General features: G+C 69.9%; 13 protein-coding genes and 3 pseudogenes. 4 read left to right on the top strand and 12 right to left on the bottom strand.

Going from position 1 to position 19,006, the window contains the following annotated elements:
* Positions 1 to 39: 39 nt before the first annotated feature.
* Positions 40 to 657, bottom strand: coding sequence for a TetR/AcrR family transcriptional regulator (locus OG819_RS31325; protein ID WP_266622074.1), 618 nt, complete (start codon positions 655 to 657; stop codon positions 40 to 42).
* A 122-nt stretch (positions 658 to 779) separates the two neighbouring features.
* Between OG819_RS31325 and OG819_RS31320 the strand changes: the two genes are divergently transcribed.
* Complete coding sequence (locus OG819_RS31320; protein ID WP_266622075.1) at positions 780 to 2,264, top strand: cytochrome P450; 1,485 nt, start codon at positions 780 to 782, stop codon at positions 2,262 to 2,264.
* On the opposite strand, the gene OG819_RS31315 is transcribed toward OG819_RS31320, so the two are convergent.
* The 11 genes and pseudogenes from OG819_RS31315 to OG819_RS31265 all read right to left on the bottom strand — a co-directional run.
* Positions 2,232 to 3,074 (bottom strand): pentapeptide repeat-containing protein, encoded by an 843-nt coding sequence (locus tag OG819_RS31315; protein ID WP_266622076.1) that lies wholly within the window; start codon positions 3,072 to 3,074, stop codon positions 2,232 to 2,234. The two genes, OG819_RS31320 and OG819_RS31315, sit on opposite strands and share 33 nt — an antisense overlap.
* A gap of 179 nt (positions 3,075 to 3,253) precedes the next feature.
* Positions 3,254 to 4,555 (bottom strand): alpha/beta fold hydrolase, encoded by a 1,302-nt coding sequence (locus OG819_RS31310; RefSeq protein WP_266622078.1) that lies wholly within the window; start codon positions 4,553 to 4,555, stop codon positions 3,254 to 3,256.
* A gap of 135 nt (positions 4,556 to 4,690) precedes the next feature.
* Positions 4,691 to 5,716 carry a LacI family DNA-binding transcriptional regulator gene (locus OG819_RS31305; protein WP_266417968.1) on the bottom strand — a complete coding sequence of 342 codons (1,026 nt, stop codon included), beginning with the start codon at positions 5,714 to 5,716 and terminating at the stop codon, positions 4,691 to 4,693.
* A 76-nt stretch (positions 5,717 to 5,792) separates the two neighbouring features.
* Positions 5,793 to 7,217, bottom strand: a complete 1,425-nt coding sequence (locus OG819_RS31300) for a BNR repeat-containing protein (RefSeq protein WP_266651922.1) — start codon at positions 7,215 to 7,217, stop codon at positions 5,793 to 5,795.
* 82 nt (positions 7,218 to 7,299) lie between these two features.
* The gene (locus tag OG819_RS31295; RefSeq protein ID WP_266622082.1) at positions 7,300 to 7,620 is read right to left on the bottom strand and encodes an L-rhamnose mutarotase; all 321 of its coding nucleotides are present in this window, start codon (positions 7,618 to 7,620) and stop codon (positions 7,300 to 7,302) included.
* A 17-nt stretch (positions 7,621 to 7,637) separates the two neighbouring features.
* Positions 7,638 to 8,720 carry a rhamnose ABC transporter substrate-binding protein gene (rhaS, locus tag OG819_RS31290; protein ID WP_266622084.1) on the bottom strand — a complete coding sequence of 361 codons (1,083 nt, stop codon included), beginning with the start codon at positions 8,718 to 8,720 and terminating at the stop codon, positions 7,638 to 7,640.
* A 124-nt stretch (positions 8,721 to 8,844) separates the two neighbouring features.
* Positions 8,845 to 9,822, bottom strand: a complete 978-nt coding sequence (locus tag OG819_RS31285) for an ABC transporter permease (protein WP_266622086.1) — start codon at positions 9,820 to 9,822, stop codon at positions 8,845 to 8,847.
* Positions 9,815 to 10,855: an ABC transporter permease gene (locus OG819_RS31280; RefSeq protein WP_266651920.1), complete on the bottom strand. Its 1,041-nt coding sequence runs from the start codon at positions 10,853 to 10,855 to the stop codon at positions 9,815 to 9,817. Before OG819_RS31280 ends, OG819_RS31285 begins: the two co-directional genes overlap by 8 nt.
* 91 nt (positions 10,856 to 10,946) lie before the next feature.
* A pseudogene (locus OG819_RS31275) lies at positions 10,947 to 12,113 on the bottom strand (sugar ABC transporter ATP-binding protein); the annotation flags it as partial.
* Positions 12,114 to 12,149: 36 nt separating this feature from the next.
* Positions 12,150 to 13,396 (bottom strand): annotated as a pseudogene (locus OG819_RS31270) (IS701 family transposase).
* 103 nt (positions 13,397 to 13,499) lie between these two features.
* Positions 13,500 to 13,853 (bottom strand): annotated as a pseudogene (locus OG819_RS31265) (ATP-binding cassette domain-containing protein); the annotation flags it as partial.
* 340 nt (positions 13,854 to 14,193) lie between these two features.
* On the opposite strand from OG819_RS31265, the gene rhaI reads away from it, so the two are divergent.
* The 3 genes from rhaI (at position 14,194) to OG819_RS31250 (ending at position 18,985) form a co-directional block, all read left to right on the top strand.
* Positions 14,194 to 15,354 carry an L-rhamnose isomerase gene (gene rhaI, locus OG819_RS31260; RefSeq protein ID WP_266579948.1) on the top strand — a complete coding sequence of 387 codons (1,161 nt, stop codon included), beginning with the start codon at positions 14,194 to 14,196 and terminating at the stop codon, positions 15,352 to 15,354.
* Positions 15,355 to 15,500: 146 nt separating this feature from the next.
* Positions 15,501 to 17,540 carry a bifunctional aldolase/short-chain dehydrogenase gene (locus OG819_RS31255; RefSeq protein ID WP_266622092.1) on the top strand — a complete coding sequence of 680 codons (2,040 nt, stop codon included), beginning with the start codon at positions 15,501 to 15,503 and terminating at the stop codon, positions 17,538 to 17,540.
* Positions 17,537 to 18,985 carry an FGGY-family carbohydrate kinase gene (locus OG819_RS31250; RefSeq protein WP_266651918.1) on the top strand — a complete coding sequence of 483 codons (1,449 nt, stop codon included), beginning with the start codon at positions 17,537 to 17,539 and terminating at the stop codon, positions 18,983 to 18,985. The genes OG819_RS31255 and OG819_RS31250 overlap by 4 nt, the downstream gene beginning before the upstream one ends.
* Positions 18,986 to 19,006: the final 21 nt, after the last annotated feature.

The following is a 19,006-nucleotide window of genomic DNA, read 5'->3' as shown; positions in this document are numbered from 1 at the left end:
TGCACGCCACCCACGCCCCGCCCGCGACCCTCGAACGAGTTACGGCGCGATGGCACCCAGAAGCGCCCGCGCGCACAGATCCCGCAGCTGCTCCCGCGTCAGCTCCGACCCCCTGAGCCATTCCAGGCACACGGCCGTGGTGAAGGCGAGCCAGCCGCGGACGGCGATCCGCAGCTCGGGCCGGTCCTCGATCCCCCCGGGAACGTCGGGGTCCGCGTCGAGCGCCGCCAGGATCTGCCGCTCCTGCGCGGCCAGCGCCCTCTGATAGACCTTGCGCACGGCCTGGTCACCGGCCGCGTCGGCGCGATGGAAGGCGCGGAAACCGTGCGCGTGGGCCTCGACGTACGCCAGGAAGGTGTCCAGTCCGGCGCTCAGCTGCTCACGGACGGGGGTGCCGGGCACCGCCGTCGTCAGCCGCAGCATCCGCTCGCTCTCACGCTCCACGACGGCCGCGAAGAAGTCCCGCTTGGTCGGGAAGTAGTGGTACAGGAGCCCGCGCGAGACCCCGGCGATCTCGGCGACCTGCTCGATCCACACCTCGTCGTACGGGCTCTCCGAGAACAGCCGCGCCCCGACGGACAACAGCTGCTCCCTGCGCTCCTCGGTACTCAGCCGACGGCGCGTCCGCTCTCCCCGCTCCCCCTGTTCGCCCATCATGGCCGCACCTTACTTGACGTCGGTTCAACAAGGGGATCACACTGAAAACCACTATTGAACCCGCGTACAACAGGGTCAGGACAGCAGTGTCGACGTGCCGCAGGCACAAGGGAGATCGCGTCATGGCGGAGACGACAGGGGCCGTGCTGCCCAAGGGGTTCCGGAGCGCGGAGCTGGGCTGGCCCGAACTGCACCGCATCCCCCGCCCGCCCTACCGGCTCCCCCTCGTCGGGGATGTGATCGGGGCGAACGTCCGCTCTCCGGTGCAGGACTCGATGCGATTCGGGCGCCGGCTCGGGCCGATCTTCCGGCGCAAGGGCTTCGGCAAGGAGATCGTGTTCGTGTGGGGCGCCGAGCTCGCGGCCGAGCTGGCGGACGAGACACGGTTCGCCAAGCACGTCGGCCTCGGGGTCGCCAACCTCCGGCCGGTCGCCGGGGACGGTCTGTTCACGGCGTACAACCACGAACCGAACTGGCAGCTGGCCCACGACGTCCTCGCTCCGGGCTTCAGCCGTGAGGCCATGGAGGGCTACCACCCGATGATGCTCGCCGTGACCGAGCGGCTGATGGAGCGCTGGGACGGGGAACGCGCGGCGGGCCGGGCGGTGAACGTTCCCGGCGACATGACGAAACTGACACTGGAGACCATCGCCCGCACCGGCTTCGGCCACGACTTCGGCTCTTTCGAGCGCTCCAGGCCGCACCCGTTCGTCACCGCGATGGTCGGCACCCTGACCTACGCGCAGCGCCTCAACGTGCTCCCCGCGCCACTGGCTCCGGTACTGCTGCGCGGGGCCACCCGTCGCAACGAGGCGCACGTGGCGTACCTCAACCAGACGGTCGACGCCGTCGTCGCGGCCCGTCAGCACTCCTCCGGCGAGGGTGACCTGCTCGACCGGATGCTGGAGACCGCCCATCCCGAGACCGGGGAGCGGCTGGCGCCCGAGAACATCCGACGCCAGGTGATCACCTTCCTGATCGCCGGCCACGAGACGACCTCGGGCGCGCTCTCCTTCGCCCTGCACTACCTCGCCCAGCACCCGGACGTCGCCGCCCGCGCACGGGCCGAGGTGGACCGGGTCTGGGGCGACACCCTCCTGCCCGCCTACGACCAGGTCGCCAAGTTGCGCTACGTCCGCCGGGTCCTCGACGAATCGCTACGGCTGTGGCCGACGGCGCCCGGCTTCGCGCGCGAGGCCCGCGAGGACACCGTGCTGGGCGGGGTCCACCCGATGCGGACGGGTGCCTGGACCCTGGTCCTGACGACGCTGCTGCAGCGCAACCCGGAGGTATGGGGCGCGAACGCCGAGGAATTCGACCCGGACCGCTTCGACCCGGGGGCCGTACGGTCCCGGCCCGCCCACACCTTCAAGCCGTTCGGCACCGGGGCGCGGGCCTGCATCGGCCGACAGTTCGCGCTGCACGAGGCGACGCTCGTCCTGGGCCTGCTGCTGCGCCGCTACGAGCTGCGGCCCCAGCCGGACTACCGGCTGCGGATCGCCGAGCGGCTGACGCTGATGCCGGAGGGGCTGCGGCTGCACCTCGAAGACCGGGCGCCCGCGCCGGACTCCGTGTCACTGCGTCCAGTGGCCCGGGCGGGTGACTGACCGCGGCAGCCTGGTCCCGGCACTGCCTCTGGCCGCGTTCAGCTGGGGCTGGGTCAGGAAGAACGCGTCCGTCAGATCCGCGTCCGTCAGATCGGTGTCGCGCAGGTCGGCGCCGATCAGGTCCGCGCCGCGCAGATCGGCGCCGGTGAGGTCGGCGGCGATGAGGTAGGCGCCGCGCAGGTTGGCACCCCGCAGGTCGGCGCCCTTGAGGCGGGCGCCCATGAGGTCGGCGCCGCGACGCTCCTTCTTCTTGCCGCGGCCGACCCCCGCGCGCGCGAGTTCACTGGTCCGCAGCAGGAGGGGGTTGACCTGCTGCCGGTGTGCGTTCACATCCAACTCCCCCAGCTCCTGGGGGGATTGGCTCGTCAGCCGTTCCGTCTCCGCGAGGGCGCGGCGGATGTCGGCGTGGATCGGGCGGGCCGCGGGGAGGGTCAGGGCCTCGTTCAGGTACCAGAGCAGTTCGTGCAACTGGCGGACGACCGGGAACACGTCGAACATCTGCCGGGCCCGCTCTCGCGAGCCCGTGTGCCAGTCCTGGCCGCCGAAGGTGACCTGGGAGACCTGCTGGCCGGCGCCGAAACAGTCGTACACCGTGCATCCGCTGAAGCCCTTCTGCCTCAGCTGGGTGTGAATCCCGCACCGGGAGTCCGCCTGCAGGTTCTGGCAGGGCTTTCCGGCGGGCTTGTCGATCGCGAAGTCCGCCGAGCGGGTGAAGGGCAGGGCGACACAGCACAGCCCGAAACACCGACCGCAGTCGGCCCGCAACTCAAGGAGCCGGTCATCGACTGCCGTCACGCTGTCTTCTCGCATGTCACCAGCGTACTGAGCCGATGGGGGTGCCCCGTGCGCGCCAGCGCTCATAAGGGGCGCGGGGAACTGCGCGACAAGCCCCCACCCACCCGCAGACAGGGAACACACCCGGGGGTTTGGGGCGGAGCCTCCAAGTGGGGATGGGACGGGTAGGGGCGGCGGGGGCGAGGAACCGGAGGTCAGACCTCGTCGCGTGTCAGCGCCAGCAACCGGTCCAGGACGCGCGGCCCGCCGACCCGTACGCCGTCGTGCTCGAACTCGTTCGTCACCCAGGTCCGCAGACCACCGATGGCACGGGCCGTGCGCAGGGAGTGCTCCGGGTCGACGTACATGTCGTCGTGGTAGACCGCCGCGGCCACCGGTACCTCGTTGGCGGCGAGGCGGGCGGGGTCGTACAGCGGCCGCCAGTCGGTGCGGGCGGCCAGTTCCTCGGCGGTCTCGCGGAGGGGACGCAGCGCGGGGTCGGTGTCGAAAAGCCAGGGGTGCACGGATTCGCCGGTGAACAGCAGCGGTCCGTCGTCCGCGAGGGCCTTCGCCGCGTCGAACTGCGGGAACTCGGCGCGCACCCGCTCGGCGGACCAGGCGGTCGGCCTCTCACCCTGGGCGTAGCAGGCCTCGTGGACGAGCGCGTACAGCGGGTGGCCGGCGTAGGAGAGGAGGCCCTGCACCTCCTCCTGGAAGGCGTCGGAGAGGGCCGGGCCCTGCGGGGTGCGGACGAAGGCCTCCTCGAGGAGGTAGTGCAGGCGGTGGCTGCCCTCACCGCCGCCGAGGAGGATGCCCAGGGACTGGAAGGCCTCGACGGTCAGGCGGTAGCCGTTGCTCAGGACCGGTTCGTGGCGAACCAGGTGCTCGGCGATCTGGCGAGCCCGCTCGATGTCCTGGGGGTAGCGCGCGTAGTGTGCCGCGACCTTGCGTTCGATACGGGGATACGCGGCCCGGTACACGTCGTCCGCGTGCGCGTCGAGGGAGGGCAGGCCGCCGGTGATCAGGGCCGCCCGCAGGCCTTCGGGCGCCGTCGAGAGGTAGTGCACGGCGCAGAAGCCGCCGAAGCTCTGGCCGAGTACGGTCCAGGGGGCGCCGCCGGTGAGACGAGGGCGGATGGCTTCGCAGTCGCGGACGATGGAGTCGGCGCGGAAGTGCGCGAGGTAGTCGGCCTGCGCGCCGGGGCCGCCGCGCAGCGGAAGCGTCTGGCGATTGGCGGGCGTGGAGTGGCCGGTGCCGCGCTGGTCGAGCAGCAGCACCCGGAACTCCTTCAGCGCGCGGCCGAGCCAGGCCTGCTTGCCGACGAAGCGGTTGGCGCCGAAGCCGGGACCGCCTTGGAGGTAGACCAGCCAGGGGAGGTCCTGACGCGCCTTCTCGCTCGCGACGACCTCGCGGGCAAACAGTTCGATGCTCTCCCCCGCCGGGTCGTCGTGGTCGAGGGGCACGGTGAAGCGGCGGTCGGTGAGGACGACACCGGGCTGGCGGTAGCTGACGGTCAACAGTGCTCCCGAGACGTACGGATCCAGGCTGCGTCCCAGTTGAGCACATGATCGCCGACCCGCCGAGACCGGGGATCAAGAAAGTCGTACTGAATGGTGGCTCAGCAGGCCGGGCCGCGCGGACGGTGCCGCGCGTCAGCGCGCCGACAGGCTGGAGCGGCGCACCACCAGCTCGGGCTGGAGCACCACGCGCCGGTGTTCGTGCGGGGTGGGCGCCGTCTCGGCCTCGGTCTCCTCCAGGAGCAGTTCGGCGGCGAGGGCGCCCATGGTCATCGCGGGCTGCCGTACTGAGGTGAGCGGGACGGCCGCGGCGGCGGCGAACTCGATGTCGTCGTAGCCGACGATCGCGAGGTCGTCGGGGACGCCGACGCCCGCCGCGTACATGGCCTGAAGGACGCCGAGCGCGAGCAGGTCGTTGGCGCAGAAGACGGCGGTCGGGCGCTCGGCGAGGCCCAGCAGCCGGGCGCCCGCGTCGCGGCCCGCGGCCACGTCGAGGCGCTCGGTGGGCAGCTCCCGCATCGCGGTGGGCGGGAGGCCGGCCTCGGCCAGCGCGTTCAGGGCGCCCACGCGGCGGTCCCTGACCTGGTTGAGGCCGGGCGGCCCGCTGACGTACGCGATCGATCGATGGCCCGCGTCGACGAGATGCCGTACGGCCAGCGCGCCGCCCGCCACGTCGTCGACCGAGACCGAGCACTCGGTGGTGCCCTCGGCCACCCGGTCGACCAGGACGAAGGGGATGCCGTTGCGGCGGAACGCCGCGATGTTGCGCCCGGTCGCGTCGGCGGGCGTCAGCAGCACGCCGCGCACCCGCTGCTCGGCGAAGAGCGACAGATAGTCGGCCTCCTCGCCGGCGCTCTGCGCGCTGTTGCAGACCATCACGCCGAGCCCGGCGTCCCGCGCGGCGCGCTCGGCACCGCGGGCCACGTCCACGAAGAAGGGGTTGCCCATGTCGAGGACGAGCAGGCCCATGATCCGGCTGCGCCCGGCCCGCAGCTGGCGTGCGGACTCGCTGCGGACATAGCCGAGCCGGTCTATGGCCGACTGGACACGGGCCCGGGTCTCCGAGGCCACGGTGTCCGGACGGTTGATGACGTTGGAGACCGTGCCCACGGAGACTCCGGCGGCACGGGCGACGTCCTTGATACCCACCGACTGGGCCATCAGGCAGGAACCTCCAAGGGGATGAGAAGCGGCGGGTGGGTCTTCACATTACCCGCGAGTCCGCCGGCTTCGGTGGTCATGCGGGCAGCCGGAAATCGACGACGTGGAGCGCCGAGGGCGTGGTCCCGCTGGACTTCTCCTGGTACATGACCGACAGCGTCCCGTCCTGCGTGACGCGCGTCTCGTCGATCACCACCTCGCCGAAGGCGTCCAGGCCGCCGCCGTCGTACAGGAGGCTCCAGTCCGTGTACCCGGAGGACTTCGAGGCGCCCGCGATCCGGCCGAAGGGCATGATCGCGTAGGCGTTGTCGTACGTGTCCAGGATCAGCCTGGTGCGCTGGCTGGAGTCGAGCGCGATCGGGATCTCGGTCTTGGTCCAGCTGCCCGAGGCGTTCTTGCGGAGGTGGAAGGCGCGGCCGTTGTTCGTCCGGTCGGTGACGTAGTCGGTGGTGCACTGGCCGAAGCGGCCGGGCACATAGCTGATGATCGCGTGCGGCAGGCCGGTGGAGTCGGTGGTCTGGCTCTCCTGGTTCATCAGGGAGTGGTCCGGGTTGAGCGCGTCGACGACGAGCCCGGCGTCGGTGACGGCCACCGTGTCGGAGCCGCCCGTGGTGCCGACGACGGTGCCCGCGTCGTTGCGCCAGGTGCGGCCGCGGTCGGTCGAGTAGACATAGCCGGTGTCGTGGTTGGTGATGCCGCCGCCGTTGCACATCACGGCGCCGTTCTGCTCGCGCCAGGCGAAGAAGGCGTGCAGGCGTCCGTCGACGTCGTAGTCGATGCCGTGCAGGTACATGTTGCGGGCGATGCTGGAGCCGTGCTCGCTGGTGTATGTGCCGGTCGAGCCGGACCACTCCCCGAGAGCGGTCCAGGCCGAGCCGTCGTACTCCGCGAGGGCGTTGCGCCCATTTCCGGAGATGCCCACGCGGTAGCTCAGCTGGAGCTTGCCGTCGGGCGTGGAGATGAACTGGGGGTAGGTGAACTGTGTCGTGAGCGCGAGCCCGTCCAGCGAGGTCTGTACGGCTCCGAAGACCGCGGAGGTCCAGGCGGTGGAGGCGGGAGCGTCGAGCAGCCCGGCCACCGACTTCACGTAGAAGAAGCCGTCGCTGTGGGAGTCCATGTTGAGGTGCAGCCGGCCGTCGGTCTTCGACACGCCCATGGAGATCACGTTGTGCGAGTCGGAGCTCTTGAGCTGGTGGGCGAGCTTGACCGTCGACCAGCTCGTCGCGCCGAGCGCCCGGCGGGCGACGACCGCGCTGCGGTCGCTGGTGTACCAGACGGCGTACTGGTAGCCCCGGTAGGTCAACAGCCCGTTCTTCTGGAACGAGTTGTTGTTGACCAGGCCGTCGTACGACACGAAGTACAGCGCCTGGGCATCCAGTCGGGTACTGCCGGTGAGGGTGACCGAAGGGCCGAAATCGGCCGCGCGAGCCGTACCGGCGGCGGCTCCGGGGCCCGCCACGCCGGTCAGCACGGCGGTAGCCAGCAGGGTGCGTCTCTTCATGTGCGGGCTCCTGAGTGGGGCTTCGCGCGGGTATCAGCAGGTGTCGTGGGTGTCAGCAGGTGTCAGCGAGTGTCGGCGGGTGTCAGGCGAGATGGAAGACCTCGGTGAGGGGCCTCATGGCCTCGTCGGGTCTGGCGCCGTCCAGCGATTCGAAGAACGGCGCCATCTCCGCCTGCCAACGGGCATTGATGTCGGTGGCTTCCATGCCGGCCTGCGCGGCCGCGAAGTCCTCGGTCTCCAAGTAGCCGACCAGCAGGCCGTCCTCGCGCAGGAAGAGCGAGTAGTTGTGCCAGCCGGTGGCCGAGAGCGCGTCGAGCATCTCGGGCCACACGGCGGCGTGCCGCTCGCGGTACTCGTCGAGGCGGTCCGCACGGACCTTCAGCAGAAAGCACACACGCTGCATCAAGGAATCCCCGGATCCTAGAAGTTGAACTGGTCGATGTTCTTGGCGTTGAACACGGTCGGCTTGCCCAGGTTGATCACGCCGTCCTTGCCGATGGTGAACGAGCCCATGTCACCGGCCTTGAAGGTCTCGCCCTCGGCGCCGGTGATCTGCCCCGAGGACAGCGCCACGGCCGTACGCGCGGCGAGCTCGCCGAGCTTCGCCGGGTCCCACAGCTCGAAGGCGTCGACGGTGCCGTTCTTGACGTACTTGCGCATGTCGTTGGGGGTGCCGAGGCCGGTCAGCTTGACCTTGCCCTTGTACTTGGAGCCGGACAGGTACTGGGCCGCGGCCTTGATACCGACGGTGGTCGGGGAGATGATCCCCTTGAGGTTCGGGTGCTCCTGGAGCAGGCCCTGGGTCTGCTGGAAGGACTGCTGGGCGTCGTCGTTGCCGTAGGCGACCTTGACCAGCTTGACGTCCTTGTACTTGGGGTCCTTCAGCTCCTCCTTCATGAAGTCGATCCAGGCGTTCTGGTTCGTCGCGGTCTGCGCGGCGGACAGGATCGCGATCTCGCCCTTGTAACCGATCTGCTCGGCGAGCAGCTGGACCTCGGTGCGGCCCAGGTCCTCGCCGCTGGCCTGCGACACGAAGGCGTTGCGGCACTCGGGCTTGGTGTCGGAGTCGTACGTGACGACCTTGATCTTGTTGCTCATGGCCTGCTTGAGCGCGGTGCACAGGGCACCCGGGTCCTGCGCGGACACGGCCATCGCGTTGACCTGCTGCTGAGTGAGCGTGTTGACGTAGCTCACCTGGCCGGAGGTGTCGGTGGCGCTGCTGGGGCCGACCTCCTTGTACTTGGATCCCAGTTCCGTCAGCGCCTTCTCGCCGCCCTTGTCCGCCGAGGTGAAGTAGGGGTTGTTGACCTGCTTCGGCAGGAAGCCGACCGTGAGGCCCTTCTTGGTGGCCGCGTTCGGGTCGGCCTTGCCGGTCGCGGCGGCCGAGCCGCCTCCGCTCTTCACGTCGTTCTTGGTGGTGCCGCCGCAGGCGGTGACGGCCAGGGCGAGCGAGGTCACGGCGGCGAGCGCCGCGCCGGTACGGCGGAGGGATGACTTGCGCATGGCGGGTTCCTTTTGACGGAGGTGAGTGCGACGTGCGCCTGAAGGGGTGCGGGGCTTGTATCGGATGTGCGGCTCCGCCGCGTGGGCGGGACCGGGCACGCAGGGCCCGCGGTTCTCGAACGGTCTATGCGGCGGAGCGTGCCGCCCTGGCTACGGAGATCTGCCGCGCGACCCGGGGGCCGAGCACGGAGATGACGAGCAGAACGCCGGTGACGACGATCTGCGACTGAGCGGAGACGTTCAGGAGGCTCATCACGTTCTGCAGCGCGCCGAGCAGGAAGACTCCCGCGATCGCGCCGCCGAGTGTGCCCTTGCCACCGTCGAAGTCGATACCGCCGAGCAGGACGGCGGCGATGACGGAGAGCTCGAGGCCGGTGGCGTTGTCGTAGCGGGCGCTTGCGTAGTGCAGGGCCCAGAAGATGCCGGTGAGGGAGGCCATGAAGCCGGTGGCGACGAAGAGGATCAGCTTCTGCCGCTTGACGCGGATGCCGGCGAACCGCGCGGCCTCCTCGTTGGCGCCGATCGCGAACGACGAGCGTCCGAAGGGCGTGGCATGAAGTACTACCACCGCTGCCGCGAGGAGCACAAGGAAGGGAAGGAACGCCTGCGGGACGAAGGTGTTCCCGATACGTCCGGAGGCGAAGTCCTGGTACTGGGCGGGGAAGTCGGTCACCGCGTCCGAGCCGAGCACGATCTGCGCGATGCCCCGGTAGGCGGCGAGCGTACCGATGGTGACGGCGAGGGACGAGAGCCCGAGCCGGGTCACCAGCAGACCGTTGACCAGGCCGCACACCACGCCGAGCAGCAGGCACAGCGGGATGATCGTCTCGATCGACATGCCCTGATTCCACAGGGCGCCCATCACCGAGCCGGAGAGCCCCGCCGTGGAGGCGACGGAGAGGTCGATCTCCCCGGCCACCACGAGCAGGGTCATCGGCAGCGCGATCAACGCGATGGGCAGCGTGTTGCCGATCAGGAACGACAGGTTGAGCGCGTTGCCGAACCCGTCCACGAACCCGAAGGAGAACAGCAGCACGACGATGAGGAGGGCGCCGACGGCCGTGTCCCAGCGGACGGCGCGCGCGAGGGACGAGTCAGCCATGGCGGGCGTTCCTCTTCTTCAGTGCGGAGGCCACGCGCAGCGCGACGACCCGGTCGACCGCGATGGCGAGGATGAGCAGAATGCCGTTGATGGCGAGCACCCACACGGAGCTGACGCCGAGCGCGGGCAGCACGCTGTTGATCGAGGTGAGCAGCAACCCGCCGAGCGCCGCGCCGTAGACGCTGCCGGAGCCGCCGGTGAAGACGACACCGCCGACCACGACCGCGCTGACGACGGTGAGTTCATAGCCGCTGCCGGTGCCGGAGTCGACGTTGCCGAACCGGGCGAGGTACAGGGCGCCCGCGAGGCCGGTGAGGCCGCCGCAGAGGATGTACGCGGCCAGGATCCGCTTGCGGACGGGGATACCGGCGAGCCGGGCGGCCTCCGGGTTGGAGCCCAGCGCGTACAGCTCGCGACCGCTGCCGAAGTGCTTGAGGTAGTACGCGGTGACCACCAGCACCGCCAGCGCGATCAGGGCGAGATACGGGACCGCCGAGATGCCGCCGGAGCCGAAGTCGACGAAGCCGCCGGGCAGGTCGGCCGCGGTGATCTGGCGGGAGCCGACCCAGATGGAGTCGACGCCGCGGATGATGTAGAGCGTGCCGAGGGTGACGACCAGCGCGGGCACCTGGCCGAGGCTGACCAGCAGCCCGTTGACCAGCCCGCAGCCGATGCCGAGCAGGACGGCGAGGAACACCGCGACGACGGGGTTGCCGCCGCCGTGCAGATAGGTGCCGGCCGCGAAGGCGCTGATGCCGAGTATGGAGCCGACCGACAGGTCGACGTTCCGCGTGATCACGACCAGCGACTGCCCGGTGGCGACCAGCACCAGGATGGTCGCGTTCAGCAGCAGGTCCTTGATGCCCTGCTCGGACAGGAACTCGCTGTTGCCCATCTGGGTGATGGCGATCATCACCAGGAAGACGACCAGGATGGCGAGTTCGCGCATCTTGAAGACGCGGTCCACCAGCCGGGTGCCGCTCGACTTGGGCACCTCGGCGGCGGGGGCGGGATTGGGTGCGGTCACCGTCATGCGGCGGCCCTCCGGGGGATGTTCGGGGTCTGACGGTCGGCCGTCCCGTCCGCTGACGGTGCCGCGCCGAGGGTGACGTTCCTGGTGGCGGTCATGCGGCGGTCCTCCCCGTCGCGGCGGCCATCACGGTCTCCTCGGTGGCTTCGGACCGGCATATCTCGGCGGTGAGCCGGCCCTCGTGCATCACCAGCACGCGGTCGGCCATGCCGAGGATCTCGGGCAGGTCGGAGGAGATCATCAGGACGGCCACCCCGTCGGCGGCCAGCGCGGAGAGCAGCCGGTGCACCTCGGCCTTCGTACCGACGTCGATGCCCCGGGTGGGCTCGTCGACGATCAGCACCTTGGGGCCGGTGGCGAGCCACTTGGCGAGCACGACCTTCTGCTGGTTGCCGCCGGAGAGCGTGGAGACGGTGTCCGCGATCCGGGCGTACTTCACCTGGAGTTTGACCGCCCAGTCGAGGGAGCGGCTGCGTTCGGCGCCGCGGTCCACCAGCCCCGCCTTGACGGTCGTACGCAGCCCGGTGAGCCCGATGTTGCGCTCGATGGACATGTCCATCACCAGGCCCTGGGCACGCCGGTCCTCGGGGACGAGGGCGAGCCCGGCGGCCATGGCCGTGGAGGGCGCCCCGTTCGTCAGTGACTTCCCGTCGACCTCGACCTCTCCGGCGTCCCAGCGGTCGACGCCGAAGACGGCCCGGGCGACCTCCGTACGCCCGGCGCCGACGAGTCCGGCGAGACCGACGATCTCACCGCGCCGCACGTCGAAGGAGATGTCGGTGAAGACACCCTCGCGGGTCAGCCGGCGCACGCTCAGTGCGACCTCGCCCGCCTCGACGTCCTGCTTGGGGTAGAGCTCGTCGAGGTCGCGGCCGACCATCCGGCGTACGAGGTCGTCCTCGGTCATGCCGTCGATGAGCTCGCTGGAGATCCAGGCTCCGTCACGCAGGGTCGTGACCCGCTGGCAGATCTGGAAGATCTCCTCCAGACGGTGCGAGATGAACAGCACCGCGGAGCCCTGCTCGCGCAGGGTGCGGACGACACCGAAGAGGCGGGCCACCTCGCTGCCGGTGAGGGCGGCGGTCGGCTCGTCCATGATCAGGACGCGAGCGTCGAAGGAGAGCGCCTTGGCGATCTCCACGATCTGCTGGTCGGCGATGGACAGTCCGCGCGCCGGGCGGTCGGGGTCGAGTTCGACGCCGAGTCGCTTCATCAGGGCGGCGGTCGCCGCGTGGGTGGCCTTGTGGTCGATACGGCCTAGTACTGCAACCGCATCTGGAGAATGTGGCCTCGGCGTTTATAGTGGGAGCGGCGGGCTCGGGCTTGGCTGCGTCGTCGGAAGCGTGACCAGTGCAGATGGTGCTCGTTGCTGTGACAGTGGCGCGTGACGACGACGTGGCCCATCAACCGGCGGATCTCCGGGACGCTGAGGGGTATGAGGTCTTGCTCGTCGTCGAGAGTGCCCTTTTGTGGCTTCTGCGGCGCGGACGGCGGTCAGGTAGGCAAGGGCGGCCATGGCCAGGGTGATGTGGCGGTACCAGGCCCGGTAGAGCCGCACCTGGTAGTGGTCCAGACCGCACTCTCCCTTCGCGGTCTGGAAGCACTCCTCGACCGCCCACCTCGCGGCAGCTACTTTGACCAGGTCTTTCAGTCGGGAGGCGACCGGGCCGTAGCAGACGTAGTAGGCGATCTCGCTCGGGTCGCTGACGCTGCGTCGGGCCAGCACCCAGTGCCCGAAGCCGTTTTCCCAGGACGGGCGGATCGCGACACGCGCCCAGTCGTAGATCCGCTCACCGTGCGCGCCGGCCCCGCCGGAGATTCGTTTCCACCGCTGGCGGGGCAGCGCGGCGACCAACTGGTCCACCCGCGTGTCCGCCCCGTGCGTGGTGATCACAGTGTCGTTGACCTTCGTGGCCAGCACGTGCGCGACCCGACGTTCCTCCAGCCACACTCGCAGGTGCTTGACCTGCCCGTATGCCTCGTCAGCGGTGACCCACGCGAACGGGACACCCGCGTCGATGGCGCGTTGCAGCATCCACTTGAAGTGCTCGTTCTTGGTCGCGAAGGGGACCTCGTCGTCGATCCCGGCCGCGCGGCAGCGGTCACGGTCATCCGTCCAGGAGACGGGGATGTAGAGCTCGCGGTCGATCAACGCCCGCCCCTGGCGGAGGCGTAGGCCAGGAATGTTCCGATCTGGCTGTTCTCCGTGCGGCCGGCTGTGCCGGTGTACTGCCGCTGGACGCCGGCGGACTTGGTGCCCTTCTTCAGGAAGCCGGTGTCGTCGCCGATCAGCACCGCGTCCTTGGCGCCGATGGTCTCCACGACGAAGTCCCGGACATCGTCGCGGACCGCGTTCTCGTCCCAGTCGGAGTGGTTGAGCAGGCGCTGGACGCCGTCGGGGCGCAACTGCCCGACCTGCTCCGACAGCGTCCACCCGTTCTTCTTCTCAAGCGGCGCGAGCAACCCGTTCAGGTAGTCCGACGCCCGCTCGCGGGGCTCCGACCTGCCGAAACGGTGGGCGAACCGGGCATGGAACCCGGCTATCCCCTCGGACCACGACTCGACCTGCTCAACCGTCAACGATTCATCGCACAGTCGGAACAACGAGCCAACCCAGCACCTGTCACGGCAGATGCGGTTGCAGTACTAGGGCGCGCCGGGGCTGGCGGCCCATGAAGATGTTCTCCGTGATCGACAGGTCGGGGAAGAGGGTGGGCTCCTGGTAGATCACCGCGATGCCCGCGTCGCGGGCGTCGGCGGGACCGTGGAAGACGGTGGGCTCACCGTCCAGCAGCACCTGGCCGGCGTCCGGTCGGTGCACGCCGGCGAGCGTCTTGATGAGGGTCGACTTGCCCGCGCCGTTCTCGCCGGCGAGAGCGTGCACCTCGCCGGGGAACAGTTCCAGGGACACGTCCCGCAGGGCGCGTACCGCGCCGAAGGACTTGGAGATGTCCTCCAGCGCCAGTACGGGGGCCGGACCCGCGTCGGACCGGTGGGTCATGTGAGCTCCTCAACGACGCGGGCGGAGAGGCCTCACGACGTCGTGAAAGGTTTCAACTAGGTTGCCGGGACGTTAGGCAGGTTGCCCAGGTCACGTCAATGGGTTCGGATCGAAATTTTCGATAGCAGAAGGTCACAACCGAGTCACGGAGGCCGGTCTCCGCCCAGGGGGTTGACACGCCTGCGGAGGGCTCATAACTTCGGCGCTCTGAATCGTTTCAGATCGTTTCAGGCGGAAGAGCTGTTCCGATCAGGCAGAAGCGCAGTTCGGACCCGACTCCACAAGCCGTTCGAAACCGAAGCCACACCCGAATCACACCCGAAGTCACAGGAGCCCCGAAGTGACCGAGCTCGCCGCGGTGAAGACCGCCCTGAAGACCCAGGCAGTAGAGACGCCCTCATGGGCGTACGGGAACTCGGGAACCCGCTTCAAGGTGTTCGCGCAGCCCGGAGTCCCGCGCAATCCGCGCGAGAAACTGGACGACGCCGCCCAGGTGCACGCCTTCACGGGAGCCGCGCCGACCGTCGCGCTGCACATCCCCTGGGACAAGGTCGACGACTACGGTGCGCTGGCGAAGTACGCGCAGGAGCGCGGCCTGAGGCTGGGCGCGATCAACTCCAACACCTTCCAGGACGACGACTACAGGCTCGGCTCCATCTGCCACCCGGAGGCCGCCGTCCGCCGGAAGGCCGTCGATCACCTGCTCGAGTGTGTCGACATCATGGACGCGACGGGTTCCAAGGACCTGAAGCTCTGGTTCGCCGACGGTACGAACTATCCCGGTCAGGACGACATCCATGAGCGCCAGGACCGGCTGGCCGAGGGCCTGGCCCAGGTCTACGAGCGGCTCGGGGACGACCAGCGGATGCTGCTGGAGTACAAGTTCTTCGAGCCGGCCTTCTACATGACGGACGTCCCGGACTGGGGCACGGCGTACGCGCACTGCCTCAAGCTCGGCCCCAAGGCGCAGGTCGTCGTCGACACCGGGCACCACGCGCCCGGCACCAACATCGAGTTCATCGTCGCGACGCTGCTGCGCGAGGGGAAGCTCGGCGCGTTCGACTTCAACTCCCGGTTCTACGCCGATGACGACCTGATGGTGGGGGCGGCCGATCCCTTCCAGCTGTTCCGGATCATGTACGAGGTGATCCGGGGCGGTGGCTTCACTCCGGACGTCGCCTTCATGCTCGACCAGTGCCACAACATCGAGGCGAAGATCCCGGCGATCATCCGTTCCGTGATGAACGTGCAGGAGGCGACGGCCAAGGCACTGCTCGTGGATGGTGCGGCGCTGGCCGACGCTCAGCGTGCGGGGGACGTGCTCGCCGCGAACGCGGTGATCATGGACGCGTACAACACCGATGTACGGCCGTTGCTGGGTGAGGTGCGGGAGGAGTTGGGGCTGGACGCGGATCCCGTCTCGGCGTACCGCCGGTCCGGGTGGGCGGAGAAGATCGCGGCGGAGCGGGTTGGTGGGCAGCAGGCGGGGTGGGGGGCGTGAGCGACTGAATCTCGTCTGCCTGGTTCGGCTCGTCGCAGTCTGCGGGTCGAAGTGGGCTGGTCGCGCAGTTCCCCGCGCCCCTGAGGGGCGCGCCGCAGCACAGGTACGTCACTCCTTTCACTCTTCTTTCCCTAAGGACTAGGAACATGGCTCCCCATCCCGAAGCCGCCGCTCTGTTGGCCCGTTCGCACCGGCTCGGTGCTGATCCTCGTAACACCAACTACGCGGGCGGCAACACCTCCGCCAAGGGCACCGACACGGATCCCGTGACCGGGGGTGATGTCGAGCTGATGTGGGTGAAGGGATCGGGCGGTGACCTCGGGACGCTGACCGAGGCGGGCCTCGCCGTGCTGCGGCTTGACCGGCTGCGGGCGATGACGGAGGTCTACCCGGGTGTGGAGCGCGAGGACGAGATGGTCGCCGCGTTCGAGTACTGCCTGCACGGCAAGGGCGGCGCGGCCCCGTCCATCGACACGGCGATGCACGGGCTGGTGGACGCGCCCCACGTCGACCATCTGCACCCCGACTCGGGTATCGCGCTGGCCTGTGCGGCGGACGGCGAGAAGCTGACCGCCGAGTGCTTCGGCGACAGTGTGGTGTGGGTGCCGTGGCGCCGCCCGGGCTTCCAGCTGGGTCTGGACATCGCGGCGGTCAAGGAGGCCAACCCGCGGGCGATCGGCTGCGTCCTGGGCGGGCACGGCATCACGGCGTGGGGCGACACGGCCCAGGAGTGCGAGCGCAACTCGCTGCACATCATCCGCACCGCCGAGGCGTTCCTCGTCGAGCGTGGCAAGGCGGAGCCCTTCGGCCCCGCCGTCGAGGCGTACGCGGCCCTGGAGGCCGCCCCGCGCCGGGAGCGGGCCGCGGCGCTGGCACCGTACATCCGGGCCATCGCCTCCCAGGACAGGCCGCAGGTCGGCCACTTCACCGACTCCGATGTCGTCCTCGACTTCCTCGCGAGCGCCGAGCACCCGCGGCTCGCCGCGCTCGGCACCTCCTGCCCCGACCACTTCCTGCGGACCAAGGTCAGGCCGCTCGTCCTCGACCTGCCGCCGACCATGGACCTGGACGCGGCGATCGCGCGGCTGAAGGAACTGCACGGCGAGTACCGCGAGGAGTACGCCGCCTACTACCAACGGCACGCCGACGCCGACTCCCCCGCGATGCGCGGCGCGGACCCGGCGATCGTGCTGGTCCCCGGTGTCGGCATGTTCTCCTTCGGCAAGGACAAGCAGACCGCACGGGTGGCCGGCGAGTTCTACGTCAACGCGATCAACGTGATGCGGGGCGCCGAGGCGGTCTCGACGTACGCGCCGATCGAGGAGTCGGAGAAGTTCCGCATCGAGTACTGGGCGCTGGAGGAGGCCAAGCTCCAGCGGATGCCGAAGCCGAAGGCGCTCGCCACCCGGGTGGCGCTGGTGACGGGGGCGGGCAGCGGGATCGGCAAGGCGATCGCCGAGCGGCTCGTCGCCGAGGGCGCCTGCGTGGTGATCGCCGACCTGAACGCGGAGAACGCCGCCGAGGTCGCCACTTCGCTGGGCGGTCCCGACAAGGCCGTCGCCGTCACCGTCGACGTGACCTCCGAGGAGCAGATCGCCGAGGCCTTCAAGGCGGCGGTGCTCGCCTTCGGCGGTGTCGACCTGGTGGTGAACAACGCCGGTATCTCCATCTCCAAGCCGCTGCTCGAGACCACCGCGAAGGACTGGGACCTCCAGCACGACATCATGGCCCGCGGCTCCTTCCTCGTGTCGAGGGAGGCGGCGCGGGTGATGATCGCGCAAGGGCTGGGCGGTGACATCGTCTATATCGCGTCCAAGAACGCGGTCTTCGCGGGTCCGAACAACATCGCGTACTCCGCCACCAAGGCCGATCAGGCGCATCAAGTCCGGCTCCTCGCCGCCGAGTTGGGCGAGCACGGTATCCGGGTGAACGGCATCAACCCCGACGGGGTCGTGCGCGGCTCGGGCATCTTCGCGGGCGGCTGGGGCGCGCAGCGCGCGGCCACGTACGGCATCGAGGAGGAGAAGCTCGGCGAGTTCTACGCCCAGCGGACCATCCTCAAGCGCGAGGTGCTGCCCGAGCACGTGGCGAACGCCGTGTTCGCCCTGACGGGCGGGGACCTGACCCACACCACCGGTCTGCATGTCCCGGTCGACGCGGGTGTCGCGGCGGCATTCCTGCGATGAGCGAGCACGTGAAGAGCTTCGCCGCGGTCGACCTCGGCGCGTCCAGCGGACGCGTCATGGTCGGCCGCGTCGGCCCCGAGGCCCTGGAGCTGACGGAGGCGCACCGCTTCCCGAACCGGCCGGTGCGGGTTCCCGAGGGGCTGCGCTGGGACATTCTCTCGCTGTACGCGGGGGTGCTCGACGGACTGCGGGCGGCCGGGCAGGTCGACTCCGTCGGCATCGACAGCTGGGCCGTGGACTACGGCCTGCTGGACGCCGACGGAGCCCTGCTCGGCAACCCGGTGCACTACCGCGACGCCCGCACCGAGGGGGTCGCGCAGAAGGTCTGGGCCACCGTGCCCCCCGCCGAGCTGTACGCGACGACCGGGCTCCAGTACGCGCCCTTCAACACCCTGTACCAGCTCACGGCGGCCCGCTCGACTGCGCAACTCGCCGCCGCTGAGCGGCTGTTGCTCGTTCCCGACCTGCTCGCGTACTGGCTCACGGGCGAGGCGGGCACGGAGGTCACCAACGCCTCGACCACCCAGCTGATCGATCCGCGCACCCGTGACTGGTCGTACGACCTCGCGGACCGGCTGGGCATCGACCTCACGCTGTTCGCGCCGCTGCGGCAGCCGGGCGACCCGGCCGGGCTGCTGCTCCCGCGGGTCCTGGAGGAGACCGGGCTGAGGGGCCCGGTCCCGGTGACGACCGTCGGCTCGCACGACACCGCCTCCGCGGTGGCCGCCGTGCCGGCGGTGGGCGAACGGTTCGCGTACATCTGCACCGGCACCTGGTCCCTCGCCGGCCTGGAACTGGAGCGGCCGGTCCTCACCGAGGCGAGCCGGGCGGCCAACTTCACCAATGAACTGGGGCTGGACGGCACGGTCCGCTATCTGCGGAACATCATGGGGCTGTGGCTGCTCCAGGAGTGTGTACGGGAATGGGGGCGGCCCGATCTGGGTGAGCTGCTGCGGGCCGCCGCGGAGGTGCCCGCGCTGCGGTCGGTGGTGGACGCGGGCGACGCCGCCTTCCTGGCACCCGGCCGGATGCCGGAGCGGATCGCCGGGGCCTGCCGGGAGTCGGGACAGCCCGTGCCCGAGTCGCGCGCCGAGATCACCCGCTGCATTCTCGACTCGCTCGCGCTCGCCCATCGCCGGGCGATCCGCGAGGCCGGGGCTCTCGCCGACCACCCGGTCGACGTCGTCCACGTCGTCGGCGGCGGCACCCGCAACGAGCTCCTGTGCCAACTGACGGCCGACGCCTGCGGACTGCCGGTCGTGGCGGGCCCGGCGGAAGCGGCCGCGCTCGGCAACGTCCTGGTCCAGGCCCGCGCACACGGTCTGGTCGGCGACCGTACGTCGATGCGGCGACTCCTCGCCCGTACGCAGCCGTTGCGGCGGTACGAGCCCCGGGGTGACGCGGCGGCCTGGCACTCCGCGGAGGACCGGCTCACCCTCGGGTGAACGGGAACTCCCGCCCTCCCG

The organism is Streptomyces sp. NBC_01549 (genome assembly GCF_026339955.1).
In the GTDB taxonomy this organism is placed as follows: domain Bacteria; phylum Actinomycetota; class Actinomycetes; order Streptomycetales; family Streptomycetaceae; genus Streptomyces.
The sequence above is the reverse complement of the archived record's forward strand: the minus strand, read 5'-3'. Positions and strand labels throughout refer to the sequence as shown.